We start from the raw sequence: 16,877 nt of genomic DNA on the forward strand, positions 1-16,877 counted from the left end.
CTGCTTTCCGGTAAATAAAAACACAGTAAGCTTCGCAATGAAGTTTACTGTGTTTTTTGTCATTTTTTCAACAGCAAATAAATGAAATAAGGAGCTCCGATCAGTGCGGCCATGATGCCTGCGGGAATTCCAGAAGGTTCGAGCAGGTTCCGGCCAACGGTGTCTGCCAGCAGCAAAAGCCAGCCGCCGATTAAAATCGCTAGCGGCAAAAACATTTGATGGCGCGGACCGACGATGGCTTTTGCAATATGCGGCGCCATCAGTCCAATGAAGGCGATCCCGCCGGTAACTGAGACAGCGGCAGCAGCAAGCGCAACAGCAGCCAGCAGCAGAACGATCCGTTCTTTTTCGATGGAAACGCCAATCCCTACGGCGACGGGATCACTGAGGCCAAGAACATTCATGCGATTGGCTTTGTACATGGTGAACGGAATCAGCACCAACAGCCATGGGAGGATAGCCAGGATGAACGGCCAATCTGCACCCCAAATATTTCCGGCCAGCCAATTGGCTATAAAGTCGACTTTTTCCGGTTCAGCGGAAGAAATCAGAACGATCATGACTCCCGATAAAGCCATCGAAAAACCGATGCCGACGAGCACGAGGCGGATGGGCTGCAAGCCGGTAACGCGCGAATAGGAAAATGCGTAAATCAGTGCGGCAGTCGCCAGCGCTCCGCCAAAAGCAACGACAGGCAGCAAGTAAACAAAAGCACCCGCCTCTACGGGAATGAATAAGAAGAACACGGCTATGGCAACGCCGGCTCCTGAGTTGATGCCGATGATTCCGGGATCAGCCAGGTCATTTCGCGTCACACTTTGTAAAATAGCCCCGGACAAAGCCAGCGCCATTCCGGCAAGCACCGTGATTAAAATGCGCGGCAAGCGAATGGAAAACAGGATAAATTCTTCTTTAAACGTACCTTGGCCAAAAATTGCCGGGATCAAGCGGTCATAGGAGATGGGAGAGTAGCCCATGCCCATACTTGCGATTGCTGTCAACAGGATCAACGCCAGCAACAGGTAATACGAAATGCGTTGTTTTTTGCGTAAGCTTGAATGGATCATGCGAATGCTTTGCCTCCTTTACGGACAATGATCAGGAAGAACGGCAATCCGATGATCGCAATGATCGCTGCAACCGGTGTTTCAAACGGTGAATTGATGGTCCGGCCGATCAAGTCGGCAAGCAGCATGAAAATGGCACCAGCCACTGCGGACATCGGGATGATGAAGCGGTAATCGGTTCCTACGACTGACCGGACAACATGCGGAATCATCAAGCCGATAAAGGCCATATTACCGGCCAGTGCAACGGCGGCACCTGCCAGCAATGTGATAACAACAAACAGGATCGCTTTGATCTGCGCTGTTTTTTGCCCGAGGCCAATGGCGGCTTCTTCACTTAAGCTGAGAATGGTCAATTGACGTGACAGCAACAAAGCAATAAGCAGCGAAACGGCGATAAACGGAACAACCACCTGCAGCTGCCCCCACGAAGTTCCGATCAAGCCGCCTGCTGTCCATTGTGAGACGTTTTTAGAGATGTTGAAATACAGTCCGATCCCTTCAGCAATCGCTGTCAGAAAGGCCGAAATGGCGGCTCCGGCAAGAACGATCCGAAAAGGTGAAAAGCCGCCTTTTTTCGCAGCACCGATGCCGAAGACCAAAGCTGCACCAGCTGCTGCTCCGACAAAGCAGGCAATCATGATGCCGAAATAATTGGCCGCGGGAATAAAGGCTAAAGTGAAAGCAAGCGCCGCATTGGCACCGGCCGTCAAACCGAGAAGGCCCGGATCGGCCAGTGGATTGCGGGTCATCCCCTGCATCATCGCGCCAGATACTGCTAAAGCAGAACCTACAAAGATGGCGGCGACTTCACGCGGCAGCCGGATTTCCCGAATAACGCCGATTCCGTCGCTGGAACTGGTCGAAAACAATGCCAGCCCCACTTCTTTTAGGCTAATATCCGCAGCTCCGAAAACCAACGAGACGACAAGCGTCAGCACCAGCAGAAGCAGGCTTACTATGAATTTGATTGGAAAGGAAACTTTAGGACTCATTAATCATCATCTTTTCCTGAGAATAAAAGAGGAATTCTAAAATCAGAATTCCTCTTTTTTAGTATATAAGTTGAATGAAATTATTAGTTATATAAGTTGAACTACTTAATCGTACACAATAGGTATGTCACAAAGCGGTTTATGAAATGATGATTCTACAGCAATTTCACTGTCCTAAAAAATTCTCAATAAAGAATTCCAATTGGTAATCCAATGAAATTGGATCGTTGAAGTAAAATTCTTTTGCATCAGCTTCGAAAATCTGTCCGTTTTGAGCGGCAGGTGTGTTTTGGTACACATCCGTTTCCTGGAATGAGTTGTCTTGTGAACTGTCTTTGCTGAAGATGACGTAATCACCCATGTATTCCGGCAACACTTCCTGAGAAAGCATATAGTAACCGTCTGCTAAAGCCATTTCTTCCACTTTTGCCGGCATTTTTAATTTCATTTCCTGGTAAAGGATTTCCGTTCCGCGTCCCCAGTTGTCTCCGAATACATAGATTTGCTTATCGAAGTTTTCAATAACGGAAACGGTTGTGTCTTCGCCGATTTCAGCGCGGATCTCTTCTCCAGCTTGCTGTGCGCGTTCCTGGAAGTCGGTGATCCAAGCTTGTGCTTCTTCTTCTTTGTTTAATACTTTACCGATTTCCAGATGTTGCTCCAAATAGCCGACGTTGTTGTAAGTGTACGTGACCGTTGGTGCGATTTCACTCAATTTATCGATGTTGGCTGTAGTTGAAGAGCCAATGATTAAGTCAGGTTCCAATTCGATGATTTTTTCCAGGTCTGTTTCTGCTACTTCTTCCACGTCTGCCAGCTCTTCTTCAAAACGCGGGTTGTTTTTTGCCCAGGAAGTTACTCCTACTAAAGGGACGTCCAAAGATATTGCGTCACCGGCGTAAGAAGAGAGCATGACTACACGCTGTGGATCTGCAGGAACTTCGATAGGTCCGCTTTCCGATTCATATGTAATGGTTTCGGAAGATTGATCAGCCGTTGCGCTTTCTGTTTCCTCAGTGGTTGACTCGGAATTGCATGCGCCAAGAATCAGCAGCAAAGTGAATAGGAATAGGGGCAAAAATAATTTTTTCATGTCGGTTAGACTCCTTTGATTAAGTTATATGTAGTGCACATCGGTTTTTGCGTTCGTGGATCCAACCCAATTTCAGCGTCGATCCGGAATACTTCTTTTAATACGGGTTGTGTAATGACTTCATGGCAATTGCCGGCTTTTACAATCTGGCCATCTTTCATGGCGATGATGTGATCGGCAAAACGCGCCGCTTGGTTCAGGTCGTGGAGCACCATGATGATGGTCCGTTCCTGTTCCCGGTTCAATTGCTGCAGCAATTCCAAAATTTCCAGCTGATGGGCCATGTCCAAGTAGGTGGTCGGCTCATCGAGAAAGATCATTTCGGTTTCCTGTGCCAACGCCATCGCAATCCAAACGCGCTGGCGCTGGCCGCCGGACAATGCGTCAACCGGGTGGTATTTGAAGAATTGAGTGCCGGTGACATCGAGTGCCCAATTGATAATCTCATAATCCCTTTTTGATAATCGGCCAAAACCTTTCTGGTAAGGGAAGCGGCCGTAGGAAACCAGTTCACCAACCGTCAATCCGGCAGCACTGTCAGGTGTTTGAGGAAGAATGGCCATTTTTTTTGCCAGGGACTTCGTGTTTTCCTGGGCAATGTTGCTGCCGTCCAATACCACGGATCCGGATTGATGCGAAATCACACGAGTAATCGCTTTTAGCAGCGTTGATTTGCCGCAGCCGTTGGAGCCGATGATTGTCGTAATTTTCTTGTCTGGAATTTGGACGGTCAAATCTTTGACAATCAAGCGGTCTCCATAGCTGATATTCAGCTCCTCGGTGAACAAACGCACCATCCCAAAAACCTCCTTTTCTAAATTCTTTATCTTTTTCGTTGATAATGATTCTCAATTTCAGTACAATCAATACTATAAGACTAATTTCAAGCATTGTCAATACGTAATATAGAGGGATAGGAGTGAAAATAGATGGTGAAAAACGAGCTTTTTGATGTAACGATTATAGGCGGGGGTCCTGCAGGGCTGTATTCGGCATTTTACAGCGGCCTTCGGGAAATGAAAACGAAGATTATTGAATTCCAGCCGCAATTGGGCGGGAAAATTCATGTGTACCCGGAGAAGATGATTTGGGATGTCGGAGGACAGCCGCCAATCCAGGGAGCAAAGCTCATCGATCAATTGGTTGCACAAGGGCTGACATTCCAACCGGAAGTCGTATTGAACGAAAAAGTGGAGTCCATAGCAAAAAACGAAGAAGGCATTTTTGAATTGATCGGCTCTTCAGGCCATGTGCATTTATCGAAAACGGTCATCGTCGCAGTTGGCGGCGGCATCCTGAACCCTCAAAAGCTGATGATTGAAGGAGCCGAACGCTTTGAAGTATCCAACCTGAATTACACGGTCAAATCACTGGAACGCTTCAAAGGCAAGACGGTTCTCATCTCTGGAGGCGGAAACTCAGCTATCGACTGGGCCAATGAACTCGAGCCTATTGCCAAGCAAGTATACGTTACTTACCGCAAGCCGGAACTTGCAGGACATGAGGCACAGGTGACACAGTTGATGAACGGATCCGCCATTTGCTGCCTGCATACTAATATCACACGCCTGATCGCATCGGATGATCGTGACGCCATTGAATTCGTTGAACTGACCCATCAGGAAACAAAAGAAACCCAGGTGCTGCCGATCGACGAAATGATCATCAATCATGGCTATGAACGCGATATCAGTTTGCTTGGGAACAGCCCGTTGAATATTGAAATTGCTGACGATTATTACATTGCGGGTACACCGAGCAGCGAATCTTCAGTGGCGGGCCTTTTTGCTGCGGGTGACATCCTCCAGCATGAAGGAAAACTGAATTTGATTGCCGGGACTTTCCATGACGCTGCCAATGCAGTCAATAAAGCAAAGCACTACATTCAGCCGGACGCGAACAAAATCGCGATGGTATCTTCTCATAATGAAGTATTCAAAAAGCGCAACAAGGAATTGGTCAAGCAATTATTGGTGTAAGAAAAGGCCCTTCCGGATTGTTTCAGACAGCCCCATCAGAGGTATAGAAGGCTGTTAAGCAAATTCGGAGGAGGAATTGACAATGGAATTAAAGGATTATGGAGCAGAATCGTTTGTTGTAAATATCGAAGAGGCAACCAAGCAAAATGACACATTCCGCACAGCGTTGTGGACAGGGAAAAACTTGCAGGTAACCGTGATGAGCATCGAAGTAGGGGATGACATCGGCCTGGAAGTCCACGAAGGTGATCAATTCCTGCGGGTAGAAGCTGGAAAAGGATTTGTCCAAATGGGCGACAGCGAAGAAAACCTGACATTTGAAGAAAACGCTGAAGATGACTACGCCATTATGATTCCGGCAGGAAAATGGCATAATGTCACAAATACAGGCGACAAGCCTTTAAAAATCTATTCAATTTATGCACCGCCTGAACATCCGCACGGCACAGTCCATAAAACCAAAGCGATTGCTGAAAAAGCAGAAGAAGAGGAAGAATAAAAAAACGGCCACTTGGGCCGTTTTTTTATATTAGTGAAGTAAATATTTCAACAGAACTCATGCTGCCTTATTGCTTCCATAAAAGTCTTCGCTAGTTGCTAGAGCACTTTAATAGCGGCCGAAGCGGTTAAAGTAACCTTCTTTCATTCAATTTATCGAGATTACTTATAAGCCAAAGCCGCCGCGTCCGCGCGCTCTTTTTTGCCGTGCAGCATATAGTACAGGAATGCGGTTGCCAGAACCGCAAAGCCAAGAATCCCATACAGCGAGCTATAGCCGATCAACGGAATTACGAAGCCCAAAAGATAGGGGCCAAAGCCGAGTCCGGCATCCATCGAAATGAAAAACGTCGACGTTGCAAGCCCCATCCGGTGAGGCGGTGTCAGTTTAACGGCCACAGCTTGTGCTGTTGACTGCATATTGCCGAAGCCAAAGCCGATCAATGCACCGGCAACCAGCAAGCCTGCACTGCTGCTCGAAACGTTCAACAGGAACAAACCGGCTGCAAAAACGGCAAAGGCCGGATACATGATAAAGTTCGCACCTTTCAAATCCATCAGTCGCCCGGTAAATGGCCGTGAAACCAATATTGCCAGCGCATAGACCAGGAAGAAGTAGCTGGCGGCTTCCACTAAATTCTCTTCCATGGCGTAGAAATTGATGAAGGATAGAACACTGGAATAGCAAAGGGCAATCGCCAGACAAACAAGTGCGATCGGTACAGCCTTCGGTTCGATATAATCGGAAATTTTAAACCCTTTCGTTTCGTCAGTGAAAGGTGGGGCTTCAATCGGCGGAACATAAAGAAAAAAAGAGACGATCAAGCTGATTGCACCTAAAGCCAGGCACAGCGAAAAAATCATTTCATAGCTGCTGTGCTGGCTCATCATCAAACCGATGAACGGCCCAAAAGCAGTCGCCAACGTTGCACTGAGGCTGAAGTAGCCGATGCCTTCGCCTTTGCGCCTCATCGGAATGATCTGGGCAACTATGGTTCCGGCCGCCGTACTCGCCATCCCGAGGGTCATGCCGTGAAGAAAACGGTTGAGCAAAAGAAACGGCAAGCCAAAGTTCAGGAAATAGAAAAAGGTAGTCAGCGTAAACAAAGCAAGGCCGATGATCAAGGTCCGTTTACGGCCAATTTTATCGATGCTGCGGCCGATAATCAGCCTTCCAGCCAGTGCACCCAGGATGAAAATCCCGGTAACCAGACCGGCTTCACTCGTTGACGCGTTATATTCCTCGACGGCGTAAACGGCGATGGTGACCATCAAGAGATAGAAAATAAGGACCAAGAAAAAATTCACTAAGGCGGTGACGATAAAGTCCTTTGTCCATAAAGCGGGTTTTGAATTGTTCAATAGAAATGCTCCTTGCTGGGTAATGTAATTCTTGGAACAGAGAAAGGGATAGCCACAAAAGAAACAGACAGCCAAAATCAGGCTATCTGTTTTTTTTCATTAGTTTGAAGTTTTCGCTTCGATAAGAGCGGCGATTTTGGTGATTACCAGTTCACTGCCGAGCATCGGCGATTCTTTTTTCGGTTCATTGCTGTCTGAACTTGCTTCAGGGCGCTTATGGGCTTCCTTGAAGGTATCGCTGGTTTTCCAGGCTTCAAAGTTCTCCAGGTTCTCCCAGTACATATTGACGTTCAATTCATCGTATTCGGTCAAGTTCTGCGTAACTGTCACTTCGACTTTGACGAAGCCTTCCATTTCTTGCAAAGCACCTGGCCGGGCAAAGTTAGGAGCCATTTTTTCTGCGAATCCCGGTTTCATTTTAATACGGTTGGTTACGATATACATCAAGAATCTCTCCTTTTTCACTCAAATTTATGTTGCTCACTGTTACTAACTTTATCACATTCTGAAAAATGATGTGTATGCTGACGCTATCGATTATCTTTTTCTGTCCATTCCTCTTCCCGTAAACTATAATTGTAAGAATATTGGAAATGGGGTTGGATGCATGACGCAACAAATAAAAAAATTTAGCTGGACAGGAAGCAACGCTCCTTACATCAATCAGCCCGACGTTCAGCAAATCGGCCGGGTGGTGGTTGGGCGATTTGGCGGAAATTCTGATGCTGGCCAAACCAAGAACGAAGATGGCTGCCTGGTTTGGGTCAGCGAACAAGAGGACTGGGAGTTCATGGCGATTTTGGATGCGCATAATTCAGCCCAGAGTGCCGAACTGGTCATCGCACAAGTGGAACAGCATCAAAGTTCTATCGCTTCGCTCCTATCAGGTGAAATCGGTACTGAATTTTTCATCAGCTTTGAAAAAGCATTATTGCAGATGTTCCAGGAACAGAGCTTTATGGAAGCATGCCGGCATGTACAGGGCGAGACGGCGTGCCTCATAGCGGTAAGAAAAGGGAAGTACTTGTACTGGCTTTCCATTGGTGATTGTCTGCTGTACGTTTTTCATCCGGAACTGGAAGCTTTTGGACAGTACCAAATCAATCAGCGCCAATTTTACGAATGGGTCGGGCAGATAAATACTTTCGAACAACAGGTTCCCTGCTTCAGCAGCGGCGTAAGGGAATTGCGGCAAGGAGAAAATCAGCTCCTATTGGCGACAGACGGACTGGTGGAATGTCCAGGTGCGGTATTTGCCGAGCCTAAAAGCATATGGCACCAGTGCAAGGGAGCCGCAACAACTGACGGGGTGGCTGCGTTACTGGCAACTATCCAGAAAAACCACGTTCGCGACAGCGCGACCGTGGTTTCGTGGAAAGTGGATGTGCCGGAGCAGGCAAGCTATGCCAGCAATCAGTAGCTTTCGCTCTTTGCCAGATGGACCGTACAATTATACAGCGAACAATCCCAGCGGCTATCAGCATTTTTTAACATTGTGATGGACGTATTGTCCATGGAGGTTTCCTTGAATTTTTCGGGCATGAGTTTTTGGAGCATTAAGCCGATTAAAGCTCCGTGGCTGACCAGCAGCACACGCTGGCCATGAAAATTTTCCAGAATGTCCTCGAGGCAGGCCAGCCCCCGTTCGGTTGCCTCCCCCAGGTCCTCCATCGCTAAATCGAGATTTCGCCAGTCGGGTCCCCATTTTTCAAGGCGCTCTCTTTCTGTCGTGCCTTCAATTTTGCCGCCGCTTCTTTCACGCAGCCGCGTATCAAAATGGCTGACCGGCAAATAGAGTTTTCGGCCAATAATTTCAGCCGTCTCTTTTGCACGGGATAAGTCACTTGAGATGATCAGGTCCCAATTTTCTTCGGCAGCAAGCCGGTTTGCAAGCGACTCCGCCTGCTGGCGTCCCGTTTCATTGAGCGGGACATCCGAAGATCCTTGGGCGATGCCCTGTATGTTCCAATCCGTTATGCCATGCCGTACCAAACCAATTGTTGTCAATGGAGCCATCTCCTTTAGTGTGTTACTTACCAGCATAACGGAATCACCGGATTTTAAAAAGTGAGGCTGCCTAAAAAGGGCAGCCTCTTTTATCGAATTATGCGGTTTTTCGTTTCTTTTCGTTTTTATCAATCACCGTGGTTCCGACCAGATCGCCGGTAATGTTCAATGCGGTGCAGCCCATTCCGACCAATGCATCAATGGAAACGAGCAATGCGACAGCTTCCATCGGCAAGCCCAATTGGACAAATACAGTGGCAATCATGACTATTCCAGCACCCGGAACGCCAGCGGTTCCGATAGACGCCAGAGTTCCGACCAGCACCACCATCATCATTTCGGACAGGCTTAACGGATCTCCCACGAGATTTGCTGCAAAAACGGCTGATACAGCAATCCGGATGGCGGCCCCGTCCATATTAATGGTCGCGCCGAGCGGCAGGCTGAATCCGTATAGGCTTTTCGACAGCCCTAAATTTTTAGCGGCATCCAAGGTCAATGGCAGCGTCCCCGAACTGCTTTGTGTAACAAATGCAGTCAGCATCGGTGTGCGGGCCTGCTTGAAAAACTGGCCCGGTTTTACTTTGAATATCAGCAAAACCAACGTATAGAGAAGCACTTGAGCAATTAGGGCCACGTACAATACCAGCACCATTTCACCGAGTGACAAAAGCGTATCGAATCCTTGGCTCCCGACAGTCTCAGCCATGATGGCGAAAATTCCGATCGGCACATATTGCAAAACTGCCTTTAATACAAGCATGGTCATTTCGTTCAGCGCATTTACGGTTTTGTACAAATGCTCGCCCAGGCTTTCCAATTCACTGGAATCGCGCATATAGGATAGCGCGATGCCAAAAGCGAAGGCGGTGAAAATGATGCCAAGCAGATTCAGCTCGGTGAAAGCTGTGAAAATATTGGAAGGGACAATGTTCAGCAGGACACTGACGATTCCGGGGTTTTCCGGAACATCAAAAGTTTCATTGCCCTGCAGCTGCATGCCGGTGCCCGGCTGAAAAAAACTGGCTACGGCCAATCCGACAATAATAGCGAACGCAGAACTGAGTGTATAGTAAGCGAAGACCTTGCCACCCATTCTTCCAAGATCTCCGATGGAAGATTGGTTAATGCCGACCATCATGGTGAAAAGAATCAGCGGAATGATCAGGAAGGTCAATAAGTTCAGCAGCAAATCGCCAAGCGGAGCCAGAACAGCTGCCTGTTCCCCAAATATCAAACCGACGCCGACGCCGAGTATGAGTGCAATGGTAATTTTAAAAATCAATGAAGCATTGACATAGTATCTCCAAGCGGTTTTCATAGTCTCACTCCTTGTTTAAACTAGTAATCCTTATAATTTCTATCGGAATTAACTTTCCTAACTTATAACAGAGTGAGCGGGCCTGTCAAAATGTCTGCTTGCCCTTCCCGCAGAAAAAATGCAAAAGACAGAGAGAACGTTTGGCAACCAAATAACCCCCAAACAGCGCTCGCTCGAGGACTGTTTGGGGGTTATTCAGATCGTTTCTTTGCTGAATTGATAATGGCCTTTGCCATTGGCTTTGACCTCGTACATGGCTTTATCGGCTTTCTTCATTAAATCCATAGGGGTCGAAGCATCTAATGGATAAACGGCAATGCCGATGCTTGGCGGGCTGAAAATTTCAGCATCGTTTATACGATGCGCTTGCTTCAGTGAACTCAAGATTTTATCAGCTGTTTGTGCAACTGTTTCCAATCCGCTGACGTTGCGCATGATCAATGTGAATTCGTCTCCTCCTTGCCGGGAAACGAGATCATTGCTGCTCATACAGCTTGTGATCCTGTTTGCAACAGAAATCAGCAGTTCATCTCCAATATCATGCCCCAATGTATCGTTAACTTCTTTAAAATGATCCAGATCGATAAACATGACCGCAAACATTTCGTTCAGCAGTTCGGCTTCTGTCACTGCTTTTTTCAACGATTCTCCAAAGTATCGGCGGTTCGCTAAGCCAGTTAACGGGTCGTGATACGCTAGAAATTGAATTTTTTCTTCATTTTTCTTATTCTCTGTAATGTCTTTGCCGATGCCAAAGATGCCGACAATATTGTTGCGCACCATAATCGGTATGTTGGTGACACTGAGGTAATGGAATTCGCCAAACCGGCTGCGCATCGGCACTTCATAGCTTTGGGGCTGTCCCCGCAGCGCATTCTCCAGATACTGGGCAGCTTGGAGCTGCATGTCCTTTTCAATGAATAAAGAGTTCGAAAGGCCAATCAGTTCATTTTTCTCATATCCGAAAAGAGCATTGCTGGATGGATTGGCGCTTTCAAAGCGCCCGGTCACATCAAGTGAATAGACAGCATCCGGATGATAATCAAATAAAGACTTATAGCGCTGCTCGCTTACATCAAGCTGCTCGGTTTTATCCTGGTATTTCTGAAGCAATTGCTGATTTTCTGAAATAATTATAATTTGCCTGAATATGACCAATAGGATGGAAATTCCTGAACCGATTGTCACCACATCAATGCCAGAAGAGCGGGAGGCCATGAAAACGAACAAAATCAAAACGGTAACGTAAGGAAGCGAAAGGCGAAGGAAATCCAGTTGCTGTACAGGTTTTTCATCTAGTAAGGCTGCTTCGGGATCCAATGTTTGTACAGTGCTCAAAAATCCGGAAAAACCTATTAATAAGACGGCCAAAGCGAATAGAGGGTCAATCAGGCTGCCGGAATTGTATTAATCCACAGAAATTAAGTACATATAGGCAGAATCAGCAATAATTTGAAAAAATAGTCCCAGTGAAAGAAAAAACAGGCTCTTGTTGAAAGTGGATTTCTTTATGCCCAAATAAATACTGAGAACGCCAAGTAAGAGAGTTAAATCACCTATTGGGTAGGCTAGCGAAACAAGTAAGGGATATGTCGCGACATCGCCGACTTCAATAATTGGGCTAAGCAGAAAATGCCAGCTGAACGTAGCAGCGACGACCATGACGATCAGCACATCGAAAAAGAATTTGATAAACTGGTGCTTTTCGGTTTCCTTAACCAACTTAAATGAAAAAGCTGCTAAGTAAAAACCAAATTGAAGCAAGTAAAATAAGTCTGGGGGTCCTGGAAAAGGAACTTCACCAAATAAGATGTTTTCATAGATTATCCATAGAACCTCGGCGACAAAGTAATTCAAAGTACCGATCGCGAGGAGCAGCCAAAAGACCTTTTCATTTCCTGTACTTTTTCGCGAAGTTTGGAAAAGCCAGACTGAAGCAATCAGACAGCCTATGCTGGAAAGAACATTCCCGCCAAAAGTCAAAACAGTTTCATTTTCTGCCCAGACATTCAACCAGACGAAATATAGCAGGATGTAAAATATAATGAAACTTAGAGCCAGTCGTTTTTTATTTTTAGATCCCATTAGATAAACCTCCCTGCTCAAAATCGAAATTAGTTAAGCTCCAGAACAGAGAGTTAACGGAGCGTTCCCGGAAAAAGTGCTTGTTATTATAGTACGTTATATCTACTGTAAATATAATGCTTTTTTTTATTATTTTAAGAAAAAATTATAAAAATAAAACCACAATCGAATTGTATAACCAGCTACTGTTAATTTACAGAAAAAAGCCTCCTTCTATTAGAAAAAAGGAGGTTTTTGTGGAATTAAAAATCAAAGTTGTCCGGATCCGGACCGACTCGGCGGTTTTCGTTCAATTGTGAAATCCTTTCCATGTCTTCATCGGTCAATTGGAAATCGAAAACCTGTGAATTTTGAATAATCCGCACTTCTTTGGTAGATTTCGGGATTGTCACGACTCCATTTTGCAGATCCCAGCGAAGGATGACCTGTGCAACCGTTTTTTCAGTTTTAGCCGCAATTTCCACAAGCAAAGGATGATTCAGCAGTTCGCCCTGCATTAAAGGAGACCAGGCTTCAAGCTGGATGTTATGTGCTTTGCAGAAATCATGCAATTCTTGCTGAGACAGACGCGGGTGGTATTCAACCTGATCGATCATGGGCATGATTTCCGCATCTTTCATTAACTCCTCCAGGTGATGGATATGGAAGTTGCTGACACCAATCGCTTTGACACGTCCTTCTTTGTACAAGGTTTCCAAAGCGCGCCACGCATCTTTGAATTTCCCTTCAACCGGCCAGTGGATCAAATACAGATCCAGATAATCCAGGCCCATTTTTTTCAGGCTGGTTTCATAGGCAGCGAGAGTCTCTTCATAGCCTAAATCCGAATTCCATACTTTCGAAGTGACAAAAAGCTCTTCTCTTGGAATGTCCGCTTTCTCCAATCCATCGCGAATTCCTTGGCCCACACCTTCTTCGTTGCCATAAGCTGCAGCTGTATCAATGCTGCGGTAGCCATTGGCAATCGCAGTACTGACTGCATCGATAACTTCCGATCCTTCGTTGACTTTAAATACGCCGAGGCCGAGCCACGGCATGTTAACGCCGTTGTGTAAAGTAGTTGTATCCTGTAAGTTTTTCATTTCATCATCCTCCAGTTAGTTGATTGGTGTTTCGTGCAATTGGTGTGGAACGGTTTGGGTGCGTGTTTCTTTGTTTTCCAGGTGACGGCTCCATGCGCTCAGTAAGACAGCGCCGAAAACCATGATGGCGCCAATCCACGATGTATGGATGAGGCCGATCGAGTCAGCCACTAAACCTCCCAGAAACGCGCCAATGGCAATGCCGGCATTAAACGCAGAGATGTTGATGGCTGATGCCACATCCACTGCACTCGGTACATAGCGCTCCGCAAGCATCACTGCGTAAACCTGCAGTCCCGGAACATTCATGAAAGCGAAAAGGCCCATAATGATGATGGTGATGAGGCCAGCGATTTTGAACGGCGCGGTAAAAGCCAGGACAAGCAAAATGACTGATTGGATCAGGAACATATAGAACAAGGCTTTGATTGGATTCTGGTTGGCAAGCTTGCCGCCAACCGTATTGCCGATGGCGATGGCAATGCCGTAAATTACCAGAATGAGCGTGACCGTTCCTGCCTCAAATCCGCTTACTTCCTGCAGCAATGGGGACAGGTAAGTGAATACCACGAACGTGCCGCCGTAACCAAGGGCTGTAATGGCAAAAACCAGCAGCAACCGGCCGTTTGTCACCAATTTTACTTGGTCGCGGAAAGAAGTGCGGACAGCTTTTTTCAGGTCGGACGGAATCCAGACACTGTTTCCGATAAACGCGATAATCCCGATGACGACGATGGCCATAAATGCTGAGCGCCAGCCAAACTGCTGACCCAGGAATGTACCGAAAGGAACGCCTGTGACCGTAGCGACAGTCAATCCGGTGAACATGATCGCAATGGCACTGGCCCGTTTGTTTTCAGGAACCAAGTCAGCGGCAATGGTAGCCCCGATAGCCATGAATACCCCGTGGGCAAGAGCTGAAACCACTCGCGCTATTAGCAGCACTCCGACCGTCGTGGCGGTTGCGGCAAGCAAGTTGCCAAGTATGAATATCACCATGATCCACAGCAGCAGGGATTTCCGTGACATATTGGCTGTCAGTGACGTCAGGACAGGCGCACCGAACATGACGCCTAACGCATAAAGTGAAACCGTCAAGCCGGCTGTTGTAACGCTGATGGTCAAATCCTCTGCAATCATCGGCAGCAGGCCAACGCTGATGAATTCGGTCGTGCCGATGGCAAACGCGCTGAGTGCCAGTGCCAACAAGGCTAAGGTGCTTCTTTTTTTATTAATAGACATATTTTTTCTCCTCCAAATAAGTTTTCATCAATCAATTTCGGTCGATAAATGCTAGTATGTGGTATGGAGTAAACAAAAGGAAGTACGCACTTTAAAGTGCTGTAGACACTTTTTAGTGCCTATAAGAAAGGAAGAAGCGCAATGGAGAAGAAATACAACATATCGGTAGAGGCAACTTTGGAAGTGATCGGAGGCAAATGGAAAACCGTCATTCTTTGCCATTTGATGCGCGGCAAAAAACGGACCAGTGAACTGAAGCGGCTCATGCCGGACATCACCCAGAAAATGTTGACGCAGCAACTGCGTGAACTTGAAAGTGATGGAGTCATCAACCGCATTGTCTACAACCAGGTCCCGCCAAAAGTGGAGTACGAACTGAGCGAATACGGCATCAGCTTGGAAGGAATCTTGAATTCCCTTTGTTCATGGGGCGACATGCACCTGACAAAAGTGTATGGGGATAAATCTGCTGTATTGCAGGAAGGGATTTTAAACGAGTGAATGCGTTGAAAAAACATTTACAGGCAATGGGATAAAATGCTAGGATGTAAAAAAACAAAATGCCTTGAAGAGAAGAGTAGGTCATTCCATTCTTTCCAGAGAGTTCCGGCAGCTGAAAAGGAACAAGAACGGATGATTGAAGCAAAACTCTGAGCAGCGCATCGGAACCGATTACACGGCGATGGTGTGACAGGAGCTCCTGTTACAGAGCTAGAGTATAAGCAGGCGATCCTGCCGTACTTGATGAGTTCGATGTGGCGACATGTCGAAACAACTGGAGTGGCACCGCGAAACCGAATCTCGCCTCCAAGACAATGGTCTTGGAGGTGGGATTTTTTTATTTTCCAAATAAAAAGGTGAGCGGGGGAATAGAGGATGGGGCATTGGAAAGCGCCACTCATTATGCTGATGGCCATTGGAATTGCGAATATTGGAGCTTGGGTTTATCTTATTGCAATAAATCTGCGGGTTTTCGAAATGGCAGGAGGATCGGTGTTGGCGGTATCCGTTCTCTACTTGATGCAGCCAGCAGCATCAGTACTCACAAATGTATGGGGAGGAACCTTAATCGACCGGATGAACAAAAGGTCGATTTTGATCGCACTGGATATTTTACGGGCATCGTTAATCGGCTCTTTGCCTTTTGTCACTTCGCTGCCTGTTATTTACATGATTGTTTTTCTGATTGGGGTAGGAAGCTCTATCTTTCAACCGGCGTCCATGGTTTATATCACGATGCTGTTGGACCCGTCACAAAGAAAAAGATTTAATGCCTTTAGAAGCCTGATCGATTCAGGGGCTTTTTTGGTGGGACCCGCTCTAGCCGGATTGCTTTTGTTGATTGGGACACCGAGCTTAGCGCTTTATATAAATGCAGGCGCATTGCTCATTTCAGCCCTGTTGACGATGTTGCTGCCGAATCTGGGAAAAGAAGCCTCTGTTGCGGGAAATTTTTCAGTTCACTTATTGCTGAAAGACTGGCAAATCGTAAAAGATTTCAGTTTTCAAAACCTTGACGTTATGAGAGTGTATTTTATTTTCAGCACTATCCTTGTTCTTGCAGCGGCCTTGGACTCATTGGAAGCGGCCTTTTCCATAACCGTTTTAGGTTTGTCCGAACAACGGTATGGATTATTGGTCAGCTTGGCTGGACTTGGCATCATTGCCGGCTCGATCCTTGTTTCCATATGGGCTTATCAGTTTTCTGCGGCTTTCCTGATGGCAAGTGGTGCTGTGTTCACTGCTATCGGGTATTTGGTCTATGCGGGTGCGGCCGGTTTTAAAGGAGCGGCTGCCGGATTCCTGATTTTGGCGTTCTCCTTAGCTTTTGCCAACACCGGATTCCAAACCTATGTACAGGATCATATTCCGGTTGCGGTGATGGGCAGAGTCCTCAGTATTTACAGTTTGCTGGAAGCCTTAGCCGTTATCCTTCTGACGGTGTCAGCAGGAGTAGCAGCAGAATTCTTTTCTATACGGCCAGTAATCATTGGGGGATCAGTGTGCATGCTGCTGATGGGAGTTCTGGTTGTTTGTACATTGGTAAAAACGAAAAGAAATACCTTGAGCCAACCGCCGCTTCGCCAGCCGGTTTTAAACAAGGAGAACAGTTAAAATAAAAAAAGGCCGTTCCCTTAAAACAGGA

The 16,877-nt window shown here is 46.7% G+C and carries 16 protein-coding genes, 1 pseudogene and 1 other annotated feature; of the genes and pseudogenes, 5 read left to right on the plus strand and 12 right to left on the minus strand.

Going from position 1 to position 16,877, the window contains the following annotated elements; genetic code table 11:
- Positions 1 to 59: 59 nt before the first annotated feature.
- From GJB59_RS01050 to GJB59_RS01065, 4 genes are all read right to left on the minus strand, one after another.
- The gene (locus GJB59_RS01050) at positions 60 to 1,067 is read right to left on the minus strand and encodes a FecCD family ABC transporter permease (protein ID WP_142828448.1); all 1,008 of its coding nucleotides are present in this window, start codon (positions 1,065 to 1,067) and stop codon (positions 60 to 62) included.
- Positions 1,064 to 2,062, minus strand: a complete 999-nt coding sequence (locus GJB59_RS01055; protein WP_142828449.1) for a FecCD family ABC transporter permease — start codon at positions 2,060 to 2,062, stop codon at positions 1,064 to 1,066. Before GJB59_RS01055 ends, GJB59_RS01050 begins: the two co-directional genes overlap by 4 nt.
- A gap of 166 nt (positions 2,063 to 2,228) precedes the next feature.
- On the minus strand, positions 2,229 to 3,155 hold the full coding sequence (locus tag GJB59_RS01060) for an iron-hydroxamate ABC transporter substrate-binding protein (RefSeq protein ID WP_142828450.1): 927 nt from the start codon (positions 3,153 to 3,155) through the stop codon (positions 2,229 to 2,231).
- Between the two features lie 5 nt (positions 3,156 to 3,160).
- A complete protein-coding gene (locus GJB59_RS01065; protein WP_142828451.1) occupies positions 3,161 to 3,952 on the minus strand; it encodes an ABC transporter ATP-binding protein in 792 nt (263 codons plus the stop codon).
- Positions 3,953 to 4,084: 132 nt separating this feature from the next.
- Between GJB59_RS01065 and GJB59_RS01070 the strand changes: the two genes are divergently transcribed.
- Together GJB59_RS01070 and GJB59_RS01075 are read left to right on the plus strand one after the other, a co-directional pair.
- Positions 4,085 to 5,134: an NAD(P)/FAD-dependent oxidoreductase gene (locus GJB59_RS01070; RefSeq protein WP_142828452.1), complete on the plus strand. Its 1,050-nt coding sequence runs from the start codon at positions 4,085 to 4,087 to the stop codon at positions 5,132 to 5,134.
- A gap of 82 nt (positions 5,135 to 5,216) precedes the next feature.
- A pseudogene (locus tag GJB59_RS01075) lies at positions 5,217 to 5,633 on the plus strand (cupin domain-containing protein); the annotation flags it as partial.
- A gap of 161 nt (positions 5,634 to 5,794) precedes the next feature.
- On the opposite strand, the gene GJB59_RS01080 reads toward GJB59_RS01075, so the two are convergent.
- A complete protein-coding gene (locus tag GJB59_RS01080) occupies positions 5,795 to 6,994 on the minus strand; it encodes an MFS transporter (RefSeq protein ID WP_142828454.1) in 1,200 nt (399 codons plus the stop codon).
- Between the two features lie 99 nt (positions 6,995 to 7,093).
- The gene (locus tag GJB59_RS01085) at positions 7,094 to 7,438 is read right to left on the minus strand and encodes a heme oxygenase (RefSeq protein WP_142828455.1); all 345 of its coding nucleotides are present in this window, start codon (positions 7,436 to 7,438) and stop codon (positions 7,094 to 7,096) included.
- 163 nt (positions 7,439 to 7,601) lie between these two features.
- On the opposite strand from GJB59_RS01085, the gene GJB59_RS01090 reads away from it, so the two are divergent.
- Entirely contained in the window at positions 7,602 to 8,414 is an 813-nt protein-coding gene (locus GJB59_RS01090) for a PP2C family serine/threonine-protein phosphatase (protein WP_142828456.1), read from the plus strand.
- Here GJB59_RS01090 and GJB59_RS01095 read toward each other — a convergent pair.
- From GJB59_RS01095 to GJB59_RS01120, 6 genes are all read right to left on the minus strand, one after another.
- Complete coding sequence (locus GJB59_RS01095; RefSeq protein WP_142828457.1) at positions 8,408 to 9,001, minus strand: histidine phosphatase family protein; 594 nt, start codon at positions 8,999 to 9,001, stop codon at positions 8,408 to 8,410. The genes GJB59_RS01090 and GJB59_RS01095 overlap by 7 nt on opposite strands.
- A 97-nt stretch (positions 9,002 to 9,098) precedes the next feature.
- Positions 9,099 to 10,322: a dicarboxylate/amino acid:cation symporter gene (locus tag GJB59_RS01100; RefSeq protein WP_142828458.1), complete on the minus strand. Its 1,224-nt coding sequence runs from the start codon at positions 10,320 to 10,322 to the stop codon at positions 9,099 to 9,101.
- 195 nt (positions 10,323 to 10,517) lie between these two features.
- On the minus strand, positions 10,518 to 11,660 hold the full coding sequence (locus GJB59_RS01105; RefSeq protein WP_142828459.1) for a sensor domain-containing diguanylate cyclase: 1,143 nt from the start codon (positions 11,658 to 11,660) through the stop codon (positions 10,518 to 10,520).
- A gap of 69 nt (positions 11,661 to 11,729) precedes the next feature.
- On the minus strand, positions 11,730 to 12,407 hold the full coding sequence (locus tag GJB59_RS01110; RefSeq protein WP_142828460.1) for a DUF4084 domain-containing protein: 678 nt from the start codon (positions 12,405 to 12,407) through the stop codon (positions 11,730 to 11,732).
- Positions 12,408 to 12,649: 242 nt separating this feature from the next.
- Entirely contained in the window at positions 12,650 to 13,489 is an 840-nt protein-coding gene (locus GJB59_RS01115) for an aldo/keto reductase (protein ID WP_142828461.1), read from the minus strand.
- Positions 13,490 to 13,504: 15 nt separating this feature from the next.
- Positions 13,505 to 14,731, minus strand: coding sequence for an MFS transporter (locus GJB59_RS01120; protein WP_142828462.1), 1,227 nt, complete (start codon positions 14,729 to 14,731; stop codon positions 13,505 to 13,507).
- A 141-nt stretch (positions 14,732 to 14,872) separates the two neighbouring features.
- On the opposite strand from GJB59_RS01120, the gene GJB59_RS01125 reads away from it, so the two are divergent.
- Both GJB59_RS01125 and GJB59_RS01130 read left to right on the plus strand, forming a co-directional pair.
- On the plus strand, positions 14,873 to 15,232 hold the full coding sequence (locus tag GJB59_RS01125) for a winged helix-turn-helix transcriptional regulator (protein ID WP_142828463.1): 360 nt from the start codon (positions 14,873 to 14,875) through the stop codon (positions 15,230 to 15,232).
- 55 nt (positions 15,233 to 15,287) lie between these two features.
- Positions 15,288 to 15,543: a binding site (T-box leader), on the plus strand.
- Between the two features lie 64 nt (positions 15,544 to 15,607).
- The gene (locus tag GJB59_RS01130) at positions 15,608 to 16,846 is read left to right on the plus strand and encodes an MFS transporter (RefSeq protein ID WP_142828464.1); all 1,239 of its coding nucleotides are present in this window, start codon (positions 15,608 to 15,610) and stop codon (positions 16,844 to 16,846) included.
- Positions 16,847 to 16,877 lie beyond the last annotated feature (31 nt).

The sequence above is a fragment of the Planococcus soli genome, assembly GCF_016881065.1.
In the GTDB taxonomy this organism is placed as follows: Bacteria; Bacillota; Bacilli; order Bacillales_A; family Planococcaceae; genus Planococcus; species Planococcus soli.

Coding starts and splice junctions, on each gene's coding strand:
- GJB59_RS01110 (WP_142828460.1), bottom strand. CDS start 12,407: ATGGGATCTAAAAATAAAAAACGACTGGCTCTAAGTTTCATTATATTT.
- GJB59_RS01115 (WP_142828461.1), bottom strand. CDS start 13,489: ATGAAAAACTTACAGGATACAACTACTTTACACAACGGCGTTAACATG.
- GJB59_RS01120 (WP_142828462.1), bottom strand. CDS start 14,731: ATGTCTATTAATAAAAAAAGAAGCACCTTAGCCTTGTTGGCACTGGCA.
- GJB59_RS01050 (WP_142828448.1), bottom strand. CDS start 1,067: ATGATCCATTCAAGCTTACGCAAAAAACAACGCATTTCGTATTACCTG.
- GJB59_RS01060 (WP_142828450.1), bottom strand. CDS start 3,155: ATGAAAAAATTATTTTTGCCCCTATTCCTATTCACTTTGCTGCTGATT.
- GJB59_RS01125 (WP_142828463.1), top strand. CDS start 14,873: ATGGAGAAGAAATACAACATATCGGTAGAGGCAACTTTGGAAGTGATC.
- GJB59_RS01130 (WP_142828464.1), top strand. CDS start 15,608: ATGGGGCATTGGAAAGCGCCACTCATTATGCTGATGGCCATTGGAATT.
- GJB59_RS01070 (WP_142828452.1), top strand. CDS start 4,085: ATGGTGAAAAACGAGCTTTTTGATGTAACGATTATAGGCGGGGGTCCT.
- GJB59_RS01065 (WP_142828451.1), bottom strand. CDS start 3,952: ATGGTGCGTTTGTTCACCGAGGAGCTGAATATCAGCTATGGAGACCGC.
- GJB59_RS01085 (WP_142828455.1), bottom strand. CDS start 7,438: ATGTATATCGTAACCAACCGTATTAAAATGAAACCGGGATTCGCAGAA.
- GJB59_RS01090 (WP_142828456.1), top strand. CDS start 7,602: ATGACGCAACAAATAAAAAAATTTAGCTGGACAGGAAGCAACGCTCCT.
- GJB59_RS01055 (WP_142828449.1), bottom strand. CDS start 2,062: ATGAGTCCTAAAGTTTCCTTTCCAATCAAATTCATAGTAAGCCTGCTT.
- GJB59_RS01100 (WP_142828458.1), bottom strand. CDS start 10,322: ATGAAAACCGCTTGGAGATACTATGTCAATGCTTCATTGATTTTTAAA.